Origin of the sequence: Algoriphagus persicinus (genome assembly GCF_035156415.1) — a bacterium.
Lineage (GTDB): Bacteria > Bacteroidota > Bacteroidia > Cytophagales > Cyclobacteriaceae > Algoriphagus > Algoriphagus persicinus.
Genome location: NZ_JAYEEY010000005.1, coordinates 120,120 through 139,027, shown reverse-complemented (window position 1 = coordinate 139,027; position 18,908 = coordinate 120,120). Strand labels below are relative to the sequence as shown.

Below are 18,908 nucleotides of genomic sequence, written 5' to 3'. Positions count from 1 at the left end.
TTTAAGTACTTACTTTGTTACTTTTTTCTTCCTCTTCCTCTTTTTTTTCCGCCACTCAAAAGGCAGGTAGCTGTAGGTTTCTGCAGGCGAAACCACTGTTTCCAACAGGCCCCTCGAATCGTTTAATGCATGTTGTGTTTGTCCGATCCCTCCTATCGTAATTTCTGGCTGACCTGCTCGCTTACCCCCCATTTGCCTGCCTGTCTTTGTCAGTGATTCCGGTCTAAACCCACTCTTTTCTGATTGAATAGCTGTTCTATCCATCAACCCTTTTGCGCTATAATTTTTACCCAATGCACTTCCGTTAAAGACACATTTGGCCCGATGATCGACAAAGGTGATCCCATATAATTTCCCCTCTTGATTCTCTCTTTTTACAGTAGCGACCCCCTGTTTTTCTAGACTTTTTATCACCTCATTGAGACTCTTTCCAGGCATCTTCATCAGCGTTAGATCAATCGCAGAACGGATGGATTTAATATGGTTCTTACGCTTCATTTCATTGGATTCGAATTTGGATTCTATGGACTTCAGTGTTGCTTTAAAATAAAAACTACTTGCTTTGATCGGCACCCCGACCTTGTTTCCCTGATCATCCATCACCCGATAAACCAATCCCCTGTTTTTGAAAATCCGTGATTCTTCTCTTCCCCTATCGGCAACTATCCTGTATTGGCTCAGTACTGCATTCAGCTCAGGGAGAGAAGTGAATTTGTAGTTTTTAAGCACATGCTGAAGCACATTTCCTATAGCCCGTTTGGTTTCTGACTTACCATAATCCAGTCTGGAAATGGCAACTGGTTTGGCGATAAAAAGTCCCTGTTTCTGGGACTCGGCTGGCACCAAACCAAACTGTTTTTCGATTGCTTTTCGGGTCGGTTCAGACTTGAGTTTTCCGATATTATGCAAGGGAATCCGCTTGCCGTCGAGCTCAATATTAGTCGTCACAATATGCAGGTGTGGGTGGCCAACATCGGTATGTTTATATACCAGGTAAGGCTGGTTTTCAAAGCCGATCCCACGCATATATTCGTTGGCTATCTTTTGTAATTTTTCTTTTTCAAAGTTCTCTCCGGGAGCAAAATTCAAAGAAATATGGACTGCATTTACCGACGTTCTGGAATTCAATCCAGCAAGTTTCAGCAAATACTTTAGGCGTAATTCAACTGACTGCCCTGCATCTTTGCTGGGGTAATTCTGGGCAAAAAGTAGTTCTGCCACTCCCTGGTCTACCTTATTTTCATTGTAGTGAACAGGCCTTCTTAGGGAAGTATTGGTTTTTATGATTGCAACCATTTCTCCACTGTTTTATCGATAAATCGACTGACTTGCTTCAGTGCTACTTGGATGCTTTGCTCTAGTTTCTCAACCTGGAAACGGTTGGAAGTAACCTCATTTTCAGTAGCCATATTCATCTTTTTAGCCAACTGGTTGTAATTGGTAGCCAGGCCATGGAGATCCCGCTTCAGTGTAGTCAACTCCTTTAAAAGTTCTTGCATACTAGTATCTCGATACCTGCCAACCACCACCTTTTTGAGCAATATCCTTCTGGAATATTCACTTAAACTATCATCAACGGTCTCCCCAAAATTTGTCTTTAGCTTCAGCAATTCCCGGTCAGTCAATCGGATATGCAACCATTTGTTTCTCTTGTGTTCTTCTTTCATCGCGGTTCATTTTCACAGTTCAACAGCATTTCAAATTCAAACCCCACGACTCCGGAGTAAGGGGTTTCAAGATCCGGTTGTGATACAACCGTACATCTTGCCGATTTCGGAGGACACAGGAAATCCCGTTAGCTTTTTAAGGTTTTTGAAGCTTTGGAAAAATCTCTGGCCATTTCATAACCCGAGTCGGTAGGTGATACAAGTATAAAAAGTGAAGGGATCATTTACCTATCCTGATCAATTTCTAAATAGGCTCAAATCATTGGATCAGAGTAGCTTTAGCAATGAAATTGTTCTAAATCTAAAACCAATGAAGCTATGGCTATCTCATCACTTGAAACTATTTACGATACGCTGCTTGCGGTACCCGGCATGCATGATACAGTAAAAATCGATCTGAAAATTCCCCGCAAAACCGTATTGCTCTTAACTGAAGTAATTGCAAGAGGTATGAAACAAAAATCAGAATCAGGAAATCCTGCAATCCGGATTTCCAAAGAGTCAGAAGAGGAACTGAACACCGTTATCTCGGAGAGTCTGGAGAAGGCAGGACTTACCATTCTAAATTCCAAACTCAGGAACATATCAAATGACGGTTAATAACAACACCAAATCCTATCATCGTATGAAACGTGAAGAAACAGATAAACCAAAGTGGCAGGAGAGAATAGACCCGGATGCAAATCCATTAACCTCCTTCGGCCGGGACGATGATTTTACAGAAGAATTGATTCAAGGAATTTGTGAAATCAACGAGTCAAAATCAGTAGTACCTAAAGAAAGCGTTATTCAATCAGGAATCCGGAAAGAAACCCAGAAGCTGAAAGGAAATGTAACAGTTAAAAAGCAACGAAACACCAGAAAGAAAAGAAGAGGGATCGTTTGAACTGCCATGCCTTTTAATTTATAATAGTAAAAAATGAGTAGTAAACCGGCATGCTAGAGTCTCACAAAAATCAAGGAAGATCGAACATCCTAATGAATTTCAAATCTGCCTTATCCCAAAAAACTCATGGAAGAAAGGGAATGATTGGTTGGGATGGGGCAGATCTTCTTTGTGCCAAAGCCCTTTTCCGCAGGAACAAGGAAGTGGGCTGAGGCAGCGCAGGAATTCTTCTAAATAACAGTAAAAACCCCGAATTCAAAGAACCCGGGCTTTCTTGTTATCTAATCTATCTATTTAATTATCAAATGGGAATTCTTACCGAATTTTGGACTGAACGTATAGGATAATTGTTAATGGATTACCTGAATGGGGTATGTTAGATGCTAATCCAGTTCACTTTTCAATAAAATTTCTGCCTTCTCATAATCGATGATGAAGCGATAGTTTTTCATAGTTTCAGAACCAATAATACCTGAAATGGTCATCCCTGTTTTATTGCGAATAGAGGTGACTATACTGCCAATATCCATTGAAATAAAATTACCATATATGTGTTTTTCTCCGATCATCATGTCAATATCATAGACATAATCAAAAGTGCGCTCCATACCATTCACGCTAGCAAGCATTTCTTTGGATCCGATGTTTCTCGTATTAATTGAAATATTATATTTCTTGACAGCAATGCTATGCATTAGGTCGATGTCTGATCCTGTGTCCAACAGTAAATAAGCTTTTTTGCCGTTTATGGTAACTTTCACGATAGGCTTGGGATAGAGATTGTGGATTTTAACTGTATAATAGCCTCCCTGAGCTCTGGACAGTTCCGGTGATAAGACAGTCAGAGTAATGACCAGAAGTATTGTTTTTATAGTATTGAAACACATAAGAATTCGGAATAATATGATTACTTAATTAACTAGAAATCAATCAATTGATCCATAGTAATATTATCCCTTTCCATTACGATGCCAGCTAAAACCTCCTCCAGAAGCCCTTAAACCACACATTAAAAAACTCCGCACTTAATAAGCGATCAATTATGCCCACAAGCGTGCAATTCAACCAGCGAATACACCTGCAAAAAATGATCGGCTATTCACTGTAGTCAAGAATATCGACTTCTTGATAATTACCTTACACTTTCATCACTCGCTCTTCAAACTCTCCACCGGATTCATCAGTGCGGCCTTAATTGCCTGGAAACTGATGGTAGTTGCACCAACTACCAGTGAAGCGAATCCTGAAATAGCAAATATTCTGAATGTCAGATCGATTCGATACGCATAATCCTGTAACCAGTAATTTGAAGTGTACCACGCTATGGGAGCGGCTATGACGAATGAAAAGAGGATAAGTTTTAGAAAATTAGCCGAAAACAATAGTAATATTTCTGAGACTGTCGCCCCTATAATTTTTCTAATTCCAATTTTCTTTATCCTTTGGATAGCAGATAAATGAGCCATACTAAATAAACCAAAGCAACAGGTTATAAAAGCTAGTGATGCAGCAGTGTTTACTATTTTCTGCCCACGCTGCTCTTACAAATTCTTGGGCATTCAACTCATCCAAAAAATCATACTCAAAAACGGCATCCGGCATCGCTTTTTTGTAAGCCTTTTCCAAGGCAGCAATAGCCTCCTGCCCTCTTGATTTTTCAAATTTCACTACTATTTGGCCGTACGGGATTTGCAACATTGATAGCACCATCGGCTTTATAGATTCTCTTAGTGAGCCAAAACGAAAATCTTTCACTACCCCGATGATTGTCTTTGCTTCATTGTAGGCATCCGCTTCATTCAGTTTTATTGTCTTACCTATTGGGTTATTAAAATTGCTTTCTCTTAAAATTCATCGACTAAATAGAAAATTTCAGTAATTTTATTGTTAGATAGAACCATGTGACCCACATGTGTATGTTTGAATTTCAGATACTTAAATATCCTCAAGTGCACCGGTTCTATTTATATTCACATCCCAATAATTCTACACTTTATTAATCGAACTCAGGTTGGAAGGCGAATTATTTATAAGCGAAGTTGAAGGTGAAATTTGACAAAAAACAACAACTCATATTTCCCTATTTATGTGGATATACTTAAAAATATATCAGGATGTATTAGGACATCCGTCTCCTAAAAGCTTATTTAAAAAAGGTTTTTAAAAGAAATTATAGATTTCATGAATCTAAAATCCTTGTATTAACTACTAATAATCAGCAGTTTAGGTCTATTTTTTTTGAAGCAGGAAAATCTTATGATGCGTTTAAGTTTCTTTTTACATTTGCAACTATTACTTGTCTCCACTCCCATCTTGGCAAGAGATCTACCTGTAGATTCTGTCAAGCGGGAATATACACTAGCTAACCTTTTTAAGAACGATTATGGCCACTCCAAAGCCACGCTGGAGTTTGCAAACTTTGCTGCTCAAGAAACCAGAAAAGACACTTCTTGGCTTAAAATCGGAGGAGCGCTCCGGTTAAATACAATCTACACACACTACGAGGGAAAAACCTTCCCTTTGGGCACAGATCTCAGAAACGATTGGACATGGGACACTTGGCGAATCAATGTAGACTCCTATAGCGATGGCTTGCAGCTTTCTTTTGAATATCGATTTTACCCTACTTTCAATACCCATTTTATCAAATATGGATGGATTGGTTACCGGTTCAATCCTACGACCAATTTGCAGGTTGGCATTACCCAAGTTCCATTTGGCCTCTTGACCTATGCCTCCCACAGTTGGTGGTTTACGACCCCTTATTACGTTGGACTTGAAGATGATCACCAAATCGGATTTAACTTTACTAAAGAATTTGAAAACTGGCGATTTAATATTGCATACTTTTTACTTTCAGAACCAAGAGGGACCAACGAACTGAGTTATGGAGTCCCTGCCTCTGCCAGGTATTCATACGATGTAGTTCCCATCCCAGGAAACAGGAATATCGAACGAAGGCAAGTCAATTTAAGGGCTGCAAAACTTCTTAAATCCGGTGAAGTCGGCCTTTCCCTACAAACCCATGAGGTTTACAATCAGCAAACTACGCACACTGGCAGACAATTCGCTGGGGCCATTCATTTTGAAAACAATTGGGGAAAGTGGAATCTAAAGACTCAGGCCTTGTATTATAATTTCAAAAATGTCCAAGACGACGACGAAGTCGTTCTGGATTTTGTCCAAATGGGTGCTTATGGTTTTGGTACTTACGATGTAGCCTCCGAGGCAGCGATGTACACCATTGGCGTTTCCTATGATCTTCCCGTAAACTGGGGCCCTATTCGAAATATTCAGCTATACAGCGACTATACTTACATGCAAAAATTCGGGGAAATCCGCATAAACGGAGAAAACCAGCGCTTTGCTCCCACGCATATGTTTGTGCCGGGTGCTCTGGTGAGCGCAGGTAAAATATATTGCTATTTTGATATTGCCAGAGGAATAAACCAACCATGGCTTACCGATTCATTTGGAGGAAACTCCATAGGAACAGGCAGGGGAATCAATTACCAGGATCCCATCAGCGATACCAATCCCATTGACCGCAATCCTCCTTGGAACACTAGACTAAACATTAACCTTGGTTATTATTTCTAAAACCATTTAACATGAAAAATAAATACTTCGATATCCACCCACCGGTATTTTGGCCTGCCACCTTTCTCATATTCTTTTTTATAAGCCTTACGCTCTGGATTGGGGAACCTATGGAACAGATCTTTCTCAGCATCAAGGATTTTATAACCGATAAAACAGGTTGGCTATTTATCTTAGCGGTCAACCTATTCATCCTTTTTTGCATCTATGTAGGCTTTAGTAAATATGGAAAGATCAGGCTTGGGGGAAATGACGCTAAACCCGAATTTTCCACTTCCGCATGGTTTGCCATGCTATTCAGTGCTGGTATGGGTATTGGCTTACTATTTTGGGGTGTCGCGGAGCCTGTTAGTCATTATGCAAACTCCCCTACTTCCGAAAATTACAGTACCGAAGCTGCACAAAGTGCGATGAACTTGACTTTTCTCCATTGGGGACTACATGCTTGGGCTATTTATGCCATTGTAGCTTTAGCATTAGCATTTTTCACCTATAACAAGAAGTTACCTCTTACGATCCGGTCTGTATTTTATCCCGTTTTGGGTGATCGAATCTATGGTTGGATCGGAGACACAATTGATGTTTTTGCAGTTTTGGCAACTTTGTTCGGCCTAGCCACCTCACTTGGGTTTGGGGTACAGCAACTCAGTGGTGGCCTCTTTTACCTTTTTGAAATACCAAATACATCTACTACCCAGGTAATATTGATTGCTTCCATAACCTCCATAGCAACGGTATCAGTAGTTTCCGGGATAGATAAGGGAGTCAAGTTTTTGAGTGAATGGAACATTAGAATTGCGGCAATTTTCCTGCTTTTCATTTTAATTTTTGGCCCCACGCTTTATATTTTAAGAGGGTTTCCCCAAAATGTCGGAACGTATTTGAGTGATTTTATCTCCGTGTCTACCTGGACAGAAGCCTTCATAGATGAAGGATGGCAAGGAGATTGGACGGTGTTTTACTGGGCTTGGTGGATATCATGGTCTCCATTTGTCGGGATGTTTATCGCTAGAGTATCTAAAGGAAGAACTATTCGAGAGTTTATTTTTGGCGTTTTGTTAATCCCTTCCTTGCTCACATTTCTATGGATGACAGCCATGGGAGGATCCGCCATTTACCTGGATTCACAATCTGGCACCCATGTATTGGCTAATGAGATTATTTCAGATACTTCGACTGCACTTTTTGTCTTTATTGACCAGTTTCCTTTTAGTCTTTTAGGTTCTATTATAAGTTTATTTCTTGTGGCATCATTCTTCGTTACTTCCTCGGATTCAGGTTCTTTAGTGATTGACAATATTACTTCCGGTGGTAAGTTAGAGTCCCCAGTTGCCCAACGGGTTTTTTGGGCTATAACAGAGGGGGCCGTTGCAGCAGTGCTGCTAGTCGGTGGTGGATTGGGTGCGTTGCAGACAGCTACCATCACCACTGGACTACCGTTTTTGGTGATACTTTTATTTATGGTGTATTCATTAAATAAAGGATTAAAATCAGAGTATCAGAAGTTGGAACAACTTGAAAAACCAGCTGATAAAAAACGGTACGAGAAAAAGATCAAGAAAAGTATCAAAAAGAGTGAAGAGAAATCCCAAGAGCCATAAAATTGAATTTCCAGCATCTGACAATGATAAAATAAATTTGAGATGAAATCGAGCCTGCATGAGCCAGACAGGCATTACTCAAGTGTTACACACTGGTATAATATAAGGTATGCGAGATTCAATATGGCCTTTTAGAAAAAAATTATAATCTTATGAAAAATCTAAAAAGAATAGCTCTAGCAGCAGACTTAACTGAAATGGATGAGACGATCCTTCAGTTTATAAAAGGGTATGATAAACTTTTCGACTTTGATGAGCTGTGTATTATTCACCAAATAGAAATCGAAGAAGTCTCCTCGGAATTGCAAGCCGTATTGGACAAAAGGAATTTAACACTGGAAGAGCTTATCCACAGAGAAATCCAAGCTAATGTTGATGCAGTTTTTGGGTCAAATAATAGTCATATTACTATATATATCCACCCCAAACCAGATTTTAGCGAACTAGTCAATTGGATCAACAAAAGTAATTTTGATCTTTTCTTTTTGGGAAAAAAGATGGGGCTAGAAGGCTCTGGGGTATTCAGTAGCAAGATGGTCCGCCTTCTACAATGTAATTTGATTCTTGTACCGGAAACTGCAAAACCGACAATCAGCAAAATTCTTTCTCCCATTGATTTTTCTTCCTATTCGAGCCGGGTACTTGAAGTTTCAGAACTTATCGCCAGCAATACGAATGCTGATTTGATCCTGATTCATATTCTAAGGATCGGAATACATTATTTCCCTTTCCTAGGGAATGAGAAAAAAATCCAGAAAAGCTTAGAAAACGAAGCATATGCCAAATTTGAAAAACTCAAGAAAAAAACAACTGTAACTGCTCAGCTCGAAACACTATTGGTAGAAAGCGAGCCTATAGGTACTGCAATTTTTAAAAAAGCCAAAGAGTATAAAGCAGATTTGATTATCATTTCTAAGAAAGGAAAATCTGATGACTCGGATTTATTACTTGGTAGTGTAGCCGAAAATTTAATTGCAAACGATAAAAATATTACTGTCGTGATTATAAACTAGAATCACAGCTATGCTAATAAAGCCAACTTTCCCTTAGGTCAAAACCAAGCTTTTTGGGCGTGTTCTGACCTTTTTCTTGCAAAAGATCGTTGGCCACAAGTTGCTATATAGTATAGTAAGGTGTAAATACTCCGGATGAAAGTCCTTGGTACATGGCTGTTCAAGCTCATCTATTTTGAAAATGCAATAAGTAGCTATTTAATTTCTTCAAACCTATCATATCTTTTTTATTGGATTTATGAATTTTTGATTCTATTTTTTAGCAGATGAAGCCAATCTGTCTCCTAGCTCTTTTTTTGATACTTACCTATTGTGGAGAAACACCTGTGGAGGTATAGCTATGAGTTCAATAATCTTCCGTCTTGTGGGGTCGGCCATTGCTTGAAAAACATCTCGTCTTGCTATTTCTGCCATTATATATAAGCGTTTACTTATTCAAGTAGTAAACATAAGTATTTACTTATGCAAGTATTCAGTTGTTTATTTTGATTTGTTTCTCCGTGCAATGGTAAAGTGATGAGTGAACACTTATTTTGATTTCACTGCTTGATTATTAAACTGAAGAGCTTTACTAACCCAAAAGTCAAGGTCTTTTTCACTGTCAATACCCTCCGGATAGATAAACAAAAATCCTTTCATAGGTTTACCAGTAAAGTCCATTTCCCTACATCCTTTCTTTTTTAAAAGTTTTTCATAAGGCTCTTTGCCAACCCTTACCATCAATCTGTCATCTCCGGTTTTACGGTCAGTATCTACACCAATGCACATTTTCTCGTTTACCATAAAAATAAGTCCGCCCATCATCTTTTTTTCAACCACAGATGATTTTGAAGAGAATCGCTGGCGGACTCTATCGGCTAAAAATTCGCTATAAGCCATGATGTTTAATTTATATTCTTCTCAACATAATCTTTTAATTCCGTGAAGAAAATTTTTATCTGTTTATCGGATTGACGTTTTCCCATAAGAACGTCCATCAGTTTGCCAATGATTCCAAATTTCATGTGTTTACAATTGTTTTTCAGTGGTCAGATAGCCTGTCCCGAGCCGCCGCGGCGGATCGGGACAGGCTATCTGATAATCATCCCTCTGTGTGTCGTTCTGCGACATACTCAATTTCATATGGAAAGACATACTTTTGCTACCACTGTCAAGCTAAGTAATGGGCTTCCACTAGAACCCTTGTCAAAATGCTTGGCCATAAATCATTGGAACAAACGCAACACTATGCCAAGATCCTAGACGCTAAAGTCAGTGAGGATATGAGCCTTAGTTAGAAATTATATCTTGCTGTTATCAGAAAGATTCTGGTTTCCCTCTTCGCTCTGAATTCCTGAGAAAAGGTGTTTGTCAGCGTTTGTCCTGCAAATCTCCGTGTATTGAACACATCTCTCAAACTGAATAGAATACTTGCTTTGTCCTCGATAAAAGACTTTTGAACACTAGCATCCATGTAGTATTGTGCAAGATCCCGACCTTGGGCTTCAACTTCGGGTGAATCGTAATTAGCTACCAATTGTAGATTAATACCTAGCGGTAATTTGAAATCCTGAGTAAGTTTTGCATTCCAAGAAAAACCCGAATTGGTGAAATCCTCACTGATATTTGATCCATCCACTGCTATTCTGAAAAGTGTAAGTCCACCATTCACTGAATACCAACTATTAACTTCTGAGATACCGATGAATTCCATACCATACGATTGGGAAGATAACAAGTTTGATGGTTGAGAATAGGAAATTCCATTTTCCACGATGGTGATAAAGTCAAGCTGACCATTTACCTGCCTGTAAAACAAATTGGTTGTGAAGCTTGATTTTTCAAAATTTGCCAAATGCCCAAGTTCAAAAGAATTGATCATTTCTGGTTCTAGATCGGGGTTACCACGTCTGATATTCAAGGAATCTGTGATATCTGGAAAAGGATTCAATCTCCATGATGTAGGTCTGTCTATCCTTCTAGAATAGGTAACTTTCAAGGAATGATTTTCATTTAGATTGTACATACCCTGAACACTTGGGAAGAGGTTGAAATAGCGCTGGTTATTTGCTTCATCTGTATTCTTCAGATAAGTATCCACTTGAGTATACTCACCTCGAAGTCCCAGTGCATATTCAAATTTTTCTTTTTTAGATGAAAATATGGCGTATCCAGCATGAATCTGATCTTTATAAAGAAACTGGTTACTGACAGCTGGGTCTTCAACAAAAGAATCACTGGTTTCCATATATCTCAAGTAGCGATAATCATTATCAAACTTTCTTATGTTTGATTTCAAACCTGTTTCAAATTTTCCTGTCTCCCAGGGTTGAATATAATCAGCCTGCAGCACGGTAATATTTCTCACTTCGTCAGTGAATGCCTGCTCTTCTCCAGTCAAATTCTCCGGTGATGGATTTAGCGTATTGGTAAAAATGCCAATATTCTGCGTTTTATACTGATTACGATAAGAGTGACTTGCAGTAGCCCGAAGTAAATGCCCTTTATTTTTAAAATTATGCTCAAAAATCAAAGCATTATCCAATCCTTCATCTATCTCATCCTCATTGTTTCTTCTGACATAATCAAATGATTCCTCCGAACCACTTGTTGCTAAACTTGTTAGTTCAGAAAAAAGCGTATTTGTCTGGAATTGGTGTCCATATTGGTAAACACCTTCATAGCTTAACACATTATTACCGAAGTAATAATCAGCTCCATAATTAAGGTTATGGCTTGGTTCCCGCTCTGAACTTATGGTATTTTGATCAAGCTTTTCCTGGTCTTCGAAAATTTCCCGAATGGAACTCCGCTCTCCAATACTCTTCCAGTTCCGGTAATTATATCCTCCAAACACATTGAATCTGGCGTTACGATGATTTATTCTTCCACCCATACTGGTTCTTCCCCTTGTTCCATAGGTTGCTTCCACTCCCCCATGAGTCCCAAGGTCTTGCCCCTTTTTTAATACAATATCTATCACTCCACCTTCTGCGGCTGCATCATATCTTGCATTTGGATTGTTGATGATCTTGATTTCCTCCACTGCACTTGCCGGAAGCTGATCCAAATTTTGGGTGAGCGAAGAATTCCTTCCGTTTATTAAAATATTGGTACCATTACTTCCTCTCAGTGAAATGCTACCATCTTCAGAAACCGAAATAGAAGGCGTATTTCTCAAAATGTCCAATAAGGTACCACCGACATTAGCTAGATTGTTTTCAGGGGATATTATGATCCCTTCTAAACTCGATCGTACGGGCATCTTAGTAGTCTGAACCACCACTTCTTCGAGCTTTGCCACATCGCTTACCATAGTCAGTTCACCAAGAGAAACATCAGCATTCACCTGCACATCCTTAACAAGGTCTTTATAGCCGATAAAAAATGCTTTCAGCACATAGTCTCCTGGTTCTGCCTGGAGAACAAATTGACCTTGTACATCGGTATCGCTATAAGTAATGGGAGTTGCGGAATTTTCAGTTTCAAAAAGTGCCACTTGAACAAAGCCGAGTCCCTCATTCCTTTCCTGGTCACGAAGTGTACCAGTGAGTTCAAAAGTCTGAGCCAATCCAATTAGAGGACTGGCTATCAAGGCTAGAATTAGAAGAAATTTATAGTGTAGCTTCATCGGGATAATCAGTTGGTTTTAGTGTAAGTTTACACCAACATTCTATACCAATTTTGAAGCAGGTCATCTAAATTGTATGCGAACTACATGAAGTTGCTTCTCAAATTTGTATTGGAGACGGAATCCGTAGTTTTTACAGATTTGGTTTACAATAGCTAATCCTAAGCCTACTGAATCTGAATAGTCGGATTCTTTTTTGAATCTATTGAGCATCTCTTCTGGTTGGAAAGAAGGTTCTTTTCCGGTATTTTTTATTTCCAGTACGTGTTGATCCAATTGGATTTCTATTGATCCTCCTTCTAAATTATGCTTAATGGCATTTCCTATCAGATTGTGAAGTAGAATCTCGGCAACATAAGGATGGATATCCAGGACTACTTCATCCTCTATCTCTAGGTCCAATCGTATGGCATGGATCTGAATAATTTCTTCTAAGCTTCCTAGGAGATGATGCATTGCCTCGCTGAAATTATAAGGGTCGGGAGACTCAAATTCTTCATTTTCCAGCTTGGCTAAAATCGCTAATGACTTGACAATTCTACGAATTCGCTCATTGTTGTCGTATGCAGATTGGATAAATACAGCCTGAGGTTCAGAAACATCTTCATTCATTAGCAATTCAAGTTTCCCTCTAACTACCGCTGAGGGGGTTTGAATTTCATGCGAGAGATTCTCTGAAAACTCTTTAATCTGCCGATAGTCCTTTAGGAGCTTTTTTGACATTTTTTCCAGAAACATATTTAGCCGGTCAAACTCATAAATGCCGTTGGCAGAAAACTCCAGAGGCTCGTTTTTTTGGAATGAAAACCATTGTAGCCGATTCAGACTTTCATTGAAAGGACGGAAAATCTTTTTGGAAATCACCCGGAGAAAAAAACCTATAAACACCAACTGAATGAAAAATACCACAAGCATGGTGGTGACAACTGTCTCTGTGATATCATCTGCTTCTACCACCAAATTATAATAAGAAATCCGATAGTGCTTTCCATCTATTTTAAAAGAACGGCTGGCTTTGAGCTGTATCTCATTGTTGTTCATCGGATCGTGATAGGCAAGTGTGTCACGGAGCCAAATATCTTCTATAGGCAAATCCATCGGGATTTGCTGTATTTCCAATTTGTCCATGGCGAGTTTGTGTACGGGTGCGCCATTCCTTATACGCTCTGCATAAGAACTTATCTGCCGATCAAGCTCCATTCCAAGCTCAAAATCTATTTCCGAGCTTAGTTTATTGTATATAAAGGCAGTACCGAAAAGCAATGCTGCTACAGTGATACCCAAAAACCAAAGACTGATGATATTAATGAGTTTCATGTGATTATAATTTGTTTTTTATAGGTCATAACCTGTCCCGTGACAAAGGAAACGGGATAGCCTGTCCCGTCCGCCGCGGCGGATCGGGAGAATCTCGCTTATCGGATAACCATCTCTCTGTGACGCTTGAGTCATGCTCGATTTCATTCCACTGAAGTGTCAAATTTGTACCCTAATCCATAGACTGTATTTATGTAACCTTTGCCCCCGGCAAGAGATATTTTTTTTCGTAAATTTTTGACATGCTGATACACAAAATCAAAATTTGAAAGATCATCAGTGTAATCTCCCCACAGATGCTGCGCAATAGCCTGCTTACCCACCACCCTATTTTTATTTATTAGAAAAAATAAGAGGAGGTCAAATTCTTTTTTGGTAAGATCCAGAACCTTGTCATTCACCAAAGCCTGAAAACTGGAATTCAGTATAGTGATTTCGTTAAAATTCATTTCATCAAAGCCCTGCATTTTAGTCCTTCGGTAGATAGCTTTCAATCGTGCCAATAGTTCTGAAAGATGAAAGGGCTTGGGTAGGTAATCGTCAGCGCCCTGATCCAACCCAGAGAGCCTATCATCCAAAGAATCCTTAGCAGATATTATGAGCACATTCGTTTCAATTTTGTGCGCTTTGATGACATCCAGTAGCTGTAGCCCACTTCCATCGGGAAGCATAAGATCAAGAAGTACACAGTCATAGGCGTAGCTGAGTAGTTTGTCCTGAGCATCAAATAGTGTACGCGAAGATTCACAACGAATTCCTTCATTGAGAAGGTATTTACTGATATTCTCTGTCAGGTCTATATTATCTTCTACCAACAATATCTTCATGAAAAACTCATTCCAGGATAACTAAGCAAATTACGGATCATAACTTTGTCTCCGATAAGCTACGGTTTTCTTTTGAAGGAATTCTGAAGTACTATCAATTCACCTTCGGATTTGAGGCTTTTGAGCTCAATTATAAATCGATAAAAAAAAGACACCCCACGAAGAGTACTATTCCCCGGTCTGTAAGTGGAAAGAATCAGGTGGACATACTACCTTAGATTGGAGACAACGGACAGCGGAAAGAAACACTCCCACCCCGTAATTGACAGGCTGGATAAATGGTGTAAGGAGAACCAATACAAATGCAGAGTCCGATGGGAAAAGCCATCGACTTACCCTGCCCAGATGAGAGGCACTGAGTGCGTACCTACCGCATGGCCAGATAGAAAATCAACAACAACTTGGTAGAAAATGCGGTCAGACCCATGGCAATGGGAAGTAAAGTCTTTTTTCCCCGGATCACGTCAGGTAGCAGGGATGGCTGCCGGGATGTACTCCTTTATGGCCAGCTGCAAAAAGAACAAGGTCAATGAATTTCAATGGCTGAAGAATGTCTTTGAAAGAATCCAGAGCCATAGGCAAATAGACCTGTGCCAACTTATTCCCTTAGCTTAGCAGCCGCACAGGCTTAAACCCGCATTATGCATTAGCAATTCTGTTGCGGACTTTAATTGCTTCAAAATCGGCCGCTGGGTTACTGTTTTCGACTTCACCACAGCAGTGCTGTGCCTCAGTCTCCAAACGGCCTGATTTTCTTGCAATTACTTGCTTCATTACGAAACCAAATACAAAATCCGGCTTAAACCGATTCCCTTAAATTCCTAAACCAAATTTTATGGGATGCTCGGATGGATCCTGATTTTAGCTACTTCATTTAAGCGGACTGATTAAGTTAAATCTTCCATAATTTTTCTTTGTTTTGGTGAAACATGAATTATGGAATGCCCCCTACCCTGTTCCAATAAAGATCCCAAGGAATAGGAATAAACCAGCTGAGGATTGCATGGGAGCTTTATGCCGCCCGGAGGATAAAGGGCTACCTTATCCCGAGATTAAGGACTCGTCATAATACGTACTTACTTTGTCTTCGGCAGCACGTTGGAAATCAATGATACTTTTTCGATAGGCTCCGAAGCATTAGAATAAATTCTCACTACGGAATTTTGCTTGCCCATTTTACCTGCTGAATTGAAGGACACTTTGATCTCTGAGGATTTACCCGGGGCAATTGGATCCTTCGGCCAGCTGGGCACTGTACATCCACAAGTGGCTGCAACATTGGAAATAATCAACGGAGCAGATCCGGTGTTGGTCAATAGAAATGTGTGCTCTACTTTATCTCCTTGGGTGATGTCACCGAAATCAATTGATTTTTCTTTGAAAGTGATTACAGCACCACTTTGTTCTTGGGCATTGGCAATAAATGCAAACATCAGAGCAAAAACGGTCAATAGGAATCCTAATTTTTTCATGGCTATTATTATTTGGTTTTCTTATGCTTATTAATTGATTTTAATTGGTCATAACCTGTCCCGAGACGAAGGAAACGGGATAGCCTGTCCCGTCCGCCGCCGCGGATCGGGAGAATCTCGCATGGTTGATAAGCATTCCAGTGTGTGACGCTTGAGTCATGCTCGATTTCAAATATTCAATTTTTTGTATCAACTTCAAAATAACGGATTTCAACGCATTAAGATGCTCTCACTAAGGAAAGTATGGAAAATACCTTGCCAAAAGGAATTTTGAAGCAGGTATATTTTCAAAACCTTCTTAACTCGAATCTTCTACTTCTTTAGGTTTTACAAAGAATATCGGGGCAAAATTCACTAAGTATAATTCTTCTGTCGCTCTGGTAATTGCTGTATAAAGCCATCTTGTAAAATCCTTATCCACTTGATTTTCGGGAAGATAGCCCTGGTCTACAAAAACTGCTTTCCACTGTCCGCCTTGAGCCTTATGACAAGTCAACGCATAGGCAAACTTAATTTGCAAGGCATTCAGAAATGGATCTTTCCGAATCAATTCCTTACGCTCCACTTTACTTGCCACATCTGCATAATCTTCTGATACTTGCTGATAAAGACTTTTATATTGATCTCTTGTCAGCGAGGGACTGGGGGAATACAGCGTATCCAGAATAACTTTTGCTTCAAAATGCGGTTCGTCCGGATAGTCTAGCAGCCTAAGTTCGAGCGTGGCAAAGCGAAGGCCATAGAATTCCTCAAAAGAGCGGATTTTCATCACCTCAGCCATATCTCCATTTGCGAGGAAATTAACCTTTTCGGACTCCGCCATATAGGTGTAGTTATTTTTAACGATCATCAACAAATCTCCAGAGCTGATTTCATCTTCAAAAAAATGGATAGTTCGTCTGATGTATAGATTATACTGTACCGCCGCCTTATTTGATCTGGTGATGATGGTCGTATTTTCTGTATCAAACTTATCATACGCATACCTCAGGCCATCCTCCAGTCGCTCTCCGGTCATTTTGAAGGTATCTTTGAACTGATTGGTACTGATCTTAATTTCTTGCTTCTCCTGCTGCAGTTGATACCTCAGATTGGTAGCATTATAAAGTATGCCTGATTCCAAGCGCTGCCGCATCACTTCAGTCAATTCAATAAAATCTGCATCCAATCGGAAATGTCTCAACAAGTAATCAGCTTCGAGGGCAGGGCTAAACTCACTTCCTACAGGCGGAAGCTGCGCGGTATCCCCTACTAAGATCAACCGGCTATTTTTTCCATGAAAAACAAAGCTGATCAAATCCCCAAGTAAATTGCCGGACATCCCACCGTCATCGGCCAGCATGGATGATTCATCGATTATAAAGACGGTGTCCTTATAATAATTCTTTTGAAGAATAAACCCTCCTCCCAAACTCCCATCCTCAGCTTTGGGCTTGTAGATAATCTTATGGATCGTGTAAGCAGCCCGACCACTGTAATTGCTCATTACCTTGGCAGCTCGGCCAGTGGGAGCCAATAATAATGAGCGCATGGACAATTTGGGGAGAGCTTTCACTAATGCTGAGATAACAGAGGTCTTACCCGTACCCGCATAGCCACGCAGGACGAAGGTCGGCTTTTTCTCCGGCTCCATAAGGAGAAAGTGATCCATCTTAGAGAAAAATGCAGCCTGCCCTGATGTAGGCTCAAATGGAAAATATTTACCCAGCAATGCGGAAGGCCTCAGCAATGACTCATTATCTTTACTCATACAAACGAATGTAAATGCCAAAAGACAAAATCAGCAAGGAAATCGAAGCAAAGTTCGGAAATCATCTCAGATCGCGCGTAAATGGCATTCTCCTAGAGGACGGAAAAATCCTGATGATCAAACATTTAATGGGAAATGGCAAGATCCTGTGGTCTGTTCCCGGTGGGGCAATGCATTTTGGACAGCCTGCTATAGAAAATTTAAAACGAGAGTTTTCTGAAGAAACCGGCCTGGATATAGAAGTAAAAGAGTATCTTTTCGTAAACGAATACCTTGCTGCGCCACTTCATGCGATGGAACATTTCTTTCGTGTGGAAAAAATAGGAGGGAAATTGACACTAGGCATGGATCCTGAGCTTTATGCAGATTCACAAATTATCTCAGAAATCAAGTGGATGAGCATAAATGAAATCCAGTCATTGCCAAAAGAAGCCCTTCATCAAATCTTTTGGGAAATTAAATGCCTTGAGGACTTAGTATTGTTGCGAGGATATTTTAATTTTGAAAATAATTCTCTAAAATAGCACGATTTATAACCTTCAACCTTACCCAGATTCTTAAAATTTTAGCAAATGAATTTATCAAAAGTACTATCCTTGGTCTTCTTCGCAGTGGCAATTGTTCTCGGCTACTTTCTCTGGAAAGGTGTTGAAGATGATGTGAAATCTAAAGAAAGAGTTGCGCTAGTCGAAGCTGCAATCATCGAAAAATTGCAAATGCTGAGGGATGCAGAATTGGCATTTCAGGCTTCTAACGGAAGATATGCCGAAAACTGGAATGAACTTAAAACATTTATCGAATCTGGTAAGATCTGGCTTATCCAAAGAACAGAGACTACCACGCTTCTTGACTACGGCAAAGAAGAGACTACAGTAAAATTCGACACCCTTGGTTCAGTACCGGTTATCGATTCCTTGTTCAACGAAAGAAAATATCCTGACTTCAGGCTTGACGCTCTTGCAGTAGTTCCAGGTTCTGGTGGAAAGCAGTTCGAATTCTTCGCAGACAAGGTGGAAAGAAATTCTTATGAAATCTCCGTATTTGAGATTAGAGATCCTGCTCCATTAAATCCACAAAGAAGATTGAACAATAATGAAAAAGCCTTAAAAGTAGGTTCAAGAACAGATGCCTCTACTGAAGGTAACTGGAAATAAAACCTCCCATT

The 18,908-nt window shown here is 39.8% G+C and carries 23 protein-coding genes; 9 read left to right on the top strand and 14 right to left on the bottom strand.

Annotation, left to right across the window (positions count from 1 at the left end; all coding sequences use genetic code 11):
* Window positions 1–9: 9 nt before the first annotated feature.
* Entirely contained in the window at window positions 10–1,296 is a 1,287-nt protein-coding gene (locus tag U3A58_RS05885; protein WP_323822476.1) for a relaxase/mobilization nuclease domain-containing protein, read from the bottom strand.
* Window positions 1,281–1,667 (bottom strand): plasmid mobilization protein, encoded by a 387-nt coding sequence (locus tag U3A58_RS05880; protein ID WP_323822475.1) that lies wholly within the window; start codon window positions 1,665–1,667, stop codon window positions 1,281–1,283. The genes U3A58_RS05885 and U3A58_RS05880 overlap by 16 nt, the downstream gene beginning before the upstream one ends.
* Before the next feature lie 318 nt (window positions 1,668–1,985).
* Here U3A58_RS05880 and U3A58_RS05875 point away from each other — a divergent pair, with 318 nt between their 5' ends.
* Genes U3A58_RS05875 through U3A58_RS05865 form a run of 3 tightly spaced genes read left to right on the top strand, consistent with a single transcriptional unit; the run spans window position 1,986 to window position 2,765 of the window.
* Complete coding sequence (locus U3A58_RS05875; RefSeq protein WP_323822474.1) at window positions 1,986–2,267, top strand: hypothetical protein; 282 nt, start codon at window positions 1,986–1,988, stop codon at window positions 2,265–2,267.
* Between the two features lie 25 nt (window positions 2,268–2,292).
* The gene (locus U3A58_RS05870) at window positions 2,293–2,553 is read left to right on the top strand and encodes a hypothetical protein (RefSeq protein ID WP_323822473.1); all 261 of its coding nucleotides are present in this window, start codon (window positions 2,293–2,295) and stop codon (window positions 2,551–2,553) included.
* Between the two features lie 50 nt (window positions 2,554–2,603).
* Window positions 2,604–2,765 (top strand): hypothetical protein, encoded by a 162-nt coding sequence (locus U3A58_RS05865; RefSeq protein WP_323822472.1) that lies wholly within the window; start codon window positions 2,604–2,606, stop codon window positions 2,763–2,765.
* 171 nt (window positions 2,766–2,936) lie between these two features.
* Here U3A58_RS05865 and U3A58_RS05860 read toward each other — a convergent pair whose 3' ends face one another.
* The 3 genes from U3A58_RS05860 to U3A58_RS05855 form a co-directional block, all read right to left on the bottom strand.
* On the bottom strand, window positions 2,937–3,440 hold the full coding sequence (locus U3A58_RS05860; protein WP_323822471.1) for a pepsin/retropepsin-like aspartic protease family protein: 504 nt from the start codon (window positions 3,438–3,440) through the stop codon (window positions 2,937–2,939).
* A gap of 261 nt (window positions 3,441–3,701) precedes the next feature.
* Complete coding sequence (locus U3A58_RS21770; protein ID WP_416377283.1) at window positions 3,702–4,019, bottom strand: ABC transporter permease; 318 nt, start codon at window positions 4,017–4,019, stop codon at window positions 3,702–3,704.
* A gap of 1 nt (window position 4,020) precedes the next feature.
* Entirely contained in the window at window positions 4,021–4,308 is a 288-nt protein-coding gene (locus tag U3A58_RS05855; protein ID WP_323822470.1) for a hypothetical protein, read from the bottom strand.
* 501 nt (window positions 4,309–4,809) lie between these two features.
* Here U3A58_RS05855 and U3A58_RS05850 point away from each other — a divergent pair.
* From U3A58_RS05850 to U3A58_RS05840, 3 genes are all read left to right on the top strand, one after another.
* Complete coding sequence (locus U3A58_RS05850; RefSeq protein WP_323822469.1) at window positions 4,810–6,153, top strand: porin; 1,344 nt, start codon at window positions 4,810–4,812, stop codon at window positions 6,151–6,153.
* 11 nt (window positions 6,154–6,164) lie between these two features.
* Complete coding sequence (locus U3A58_RS05845; RefSeq protein ID WP_323822468.1) at window positions 6,165–7,754, top strand: BCCT family transporter; 1,590 nt, start codon at window positions 6,165–6,167, stop codon at window positions 7,752–7,754.
* A 152-nt stretch (window positions 7,755–7,906) separates the two neighbouring features.
* Window positions 7,907–8,767: a universal stress protein gene (locus U3A58_RS05840; RefSeq protein WP_323822467.1), complete on the top strand. Its 861-nt coding sequence runs from the start codon at window positions 7,907–7,909 to the stop codon at window positions 8,765–8,767.
* 528 nt (window positions 8,768–9,295) lie between these two features.
* Here the strand turns inward: U3A58_RS05840 and U3A58_RS05835 are convergent.
* The 5 genes from U3A58_RS05835 to U3A58_RS05815 all read right to left on the bottom strand — a co-directional run bounded on the left by U3A58_RS05835 (window position 9,296) and on the right by U3A58_RS05815 (window position 14,521).
* Window positions 9,296–9,646: a TfoX/Sxy family protein gene (locus U3A58_RS05835; protein WP_323822466.1), complete on the bottom strand. Its 351-nt coding sequence runs from the start codon at window positions 9,644–9,646 to the stop codon at window positions 9,296–9,298.
* 394 nt (window positions 9,647–10,040) lie between these two features.
* Window positions 10,041–12,377, bottom strand: coding sequence for a TonB-dependent receptor (locus U3A58_RS05830; RefSeq protein ID WP_323822465.1), 2,337 nt, complete (start codon window positions 12,375–12,377; stop codon window positions 10,041–10,043).
* A 63-nt stretch (window positions 12,378–12,440) separates the two neighbouring features.
* Complete coding sequence (locus U3A58_RS05825; RefSeq protein WP_323822464.1) at window positions 12,441–13,694, bottom strand: sensor histidine kinase; 1,254 nt, start codon at window positions 13,692–13,694, stop codon at window positions 12,441–12,443.
* 18 nt (window positions 13,695–13,712) lie between these two features.
* Window positions 13,713–13,841 carry a hypothetical protein gene (locus U3A58_RS05820; protein WP_323822463.1) on the bottom strand — a complete coding sequence of 43 codons (129 nt, stop codon included), beginning with the start codon at window positions 13,839–13,841 and terminating at the stop codon, window positions 13,713–13,715.
* Entirely contained in the window at window positions 13,838–14,521 is a 684-nt protein-coding gene (locus U3A58_RS05815; RefSeq protein ID WP_323822462.1) for a response regulator transcription factor, read from the bottom strand. Before U3A58_RS05815 ends, U3A58_RS05820 begins: the two co-directional genes overlap by 4 nt.
* A gap of 411 nt (window positions 14,522–14,932) precedes the next feature.
* Here U3A58_RS05815 and U3A58_RS05810 point away from each other — a divergent pair, with 411 nt between their 5' ends.
* Window positions 14,933–15,136, top strand: coding sequence for a transposase domain-containing protein (locus tag U3A58_RS05810; protein ID WP_323822461.1), 204 nt, complete (start codon window positions 14,933–14,935; stop codon window positions 15,134–15,136).
* A 24-nt stretch (window positions 15,137–15,160) separates the two neighbouring features.
* Here the strand turns inward: U3A58_RS05810 and U3A58_RS05805 are convergent, their stop codons facing one another.
* The 4 genes from U3A58_RS05805 to U3A58_RS05790 form a co-directional block, all read right to left on the bottom strand.
* Window positions 15,161–15,295, bottom strand: coding sequence for a hypothetical protein (locus U3A58_RS05805; RefSeq protein WP_323822460.1), 135 nt, complete (start codon window positions 15,293–15,295; stop codon window positions 15,161–15,163).
* Window positions 15,296–15,597: 302 nt separating this feature from the next.
* Complete coding sequence (locus U3A58_RS05800; protein ID WP_323822459.1) at window positions 15,598–15,993, bottom strand: DUF1573 domain-containing protein; 396 nt, start codon at window positions 15,991–15,993, stop codon at window positions 15,598–15,600.
* 40 nt (window positions 15,994–16,033) lie between these two features.
* A complete protein-coding gene (locus U3A58_RS05795; RefSeq protein WP_323822458.1) occupies window positions 16,034–16,165 on the bottom strand; it encodes a hypothetical protein in 132 nt (43 codons plus the stop codon).
* Between the two features lie 126 nt (window positions 16,166–16,291).
* Complete coding sequence (locus U3A58_RS05790; protein ID WP_323822457.1) at window positions 16,292–17,743, bottom strand: ATP-dependent DNA helicase; 1,452 nt, start codon at window positions 17,741–17,743, stop codon at window positions 16,292–16,294.
* A 14-nt stretch (window positions 17,744–17,757) separates the two neighbouring features.
* Here U3A58_RS05790 and U3A58_RS05785 point away from each other — a divergent pair, with 14 nt between their 5' ends.
* Both U3A58_RS05785 and U3A58_RS05780 read left to right on the top strand, forming a co-directional pair.
* Window positions 17,758–18,267, top strand: coding sequence for an NUDIX hydrolase (locus U3A58_RS05785; protein WP_323822456.1), 510 nt, complete (start codon window positions 17,758–17,760; stop codon window positions 18,265–18,267).
* A gap of 48 nt (window positions 18,268–18,315) precedes the next feature.
* Window positions 18,316–18,897 (top strand): hypothetical protein, encoded by a 582-nt coding sequence (locus U3A58_RS05780; RefSeq protein WP_323822455.1) that lies wholly within the window; start codon window positions 18,316–18,318, stop codon window positions 18,895–18,897.
* Window positions 18,898–18,908 lie beyond the last annotated feature (11 nt).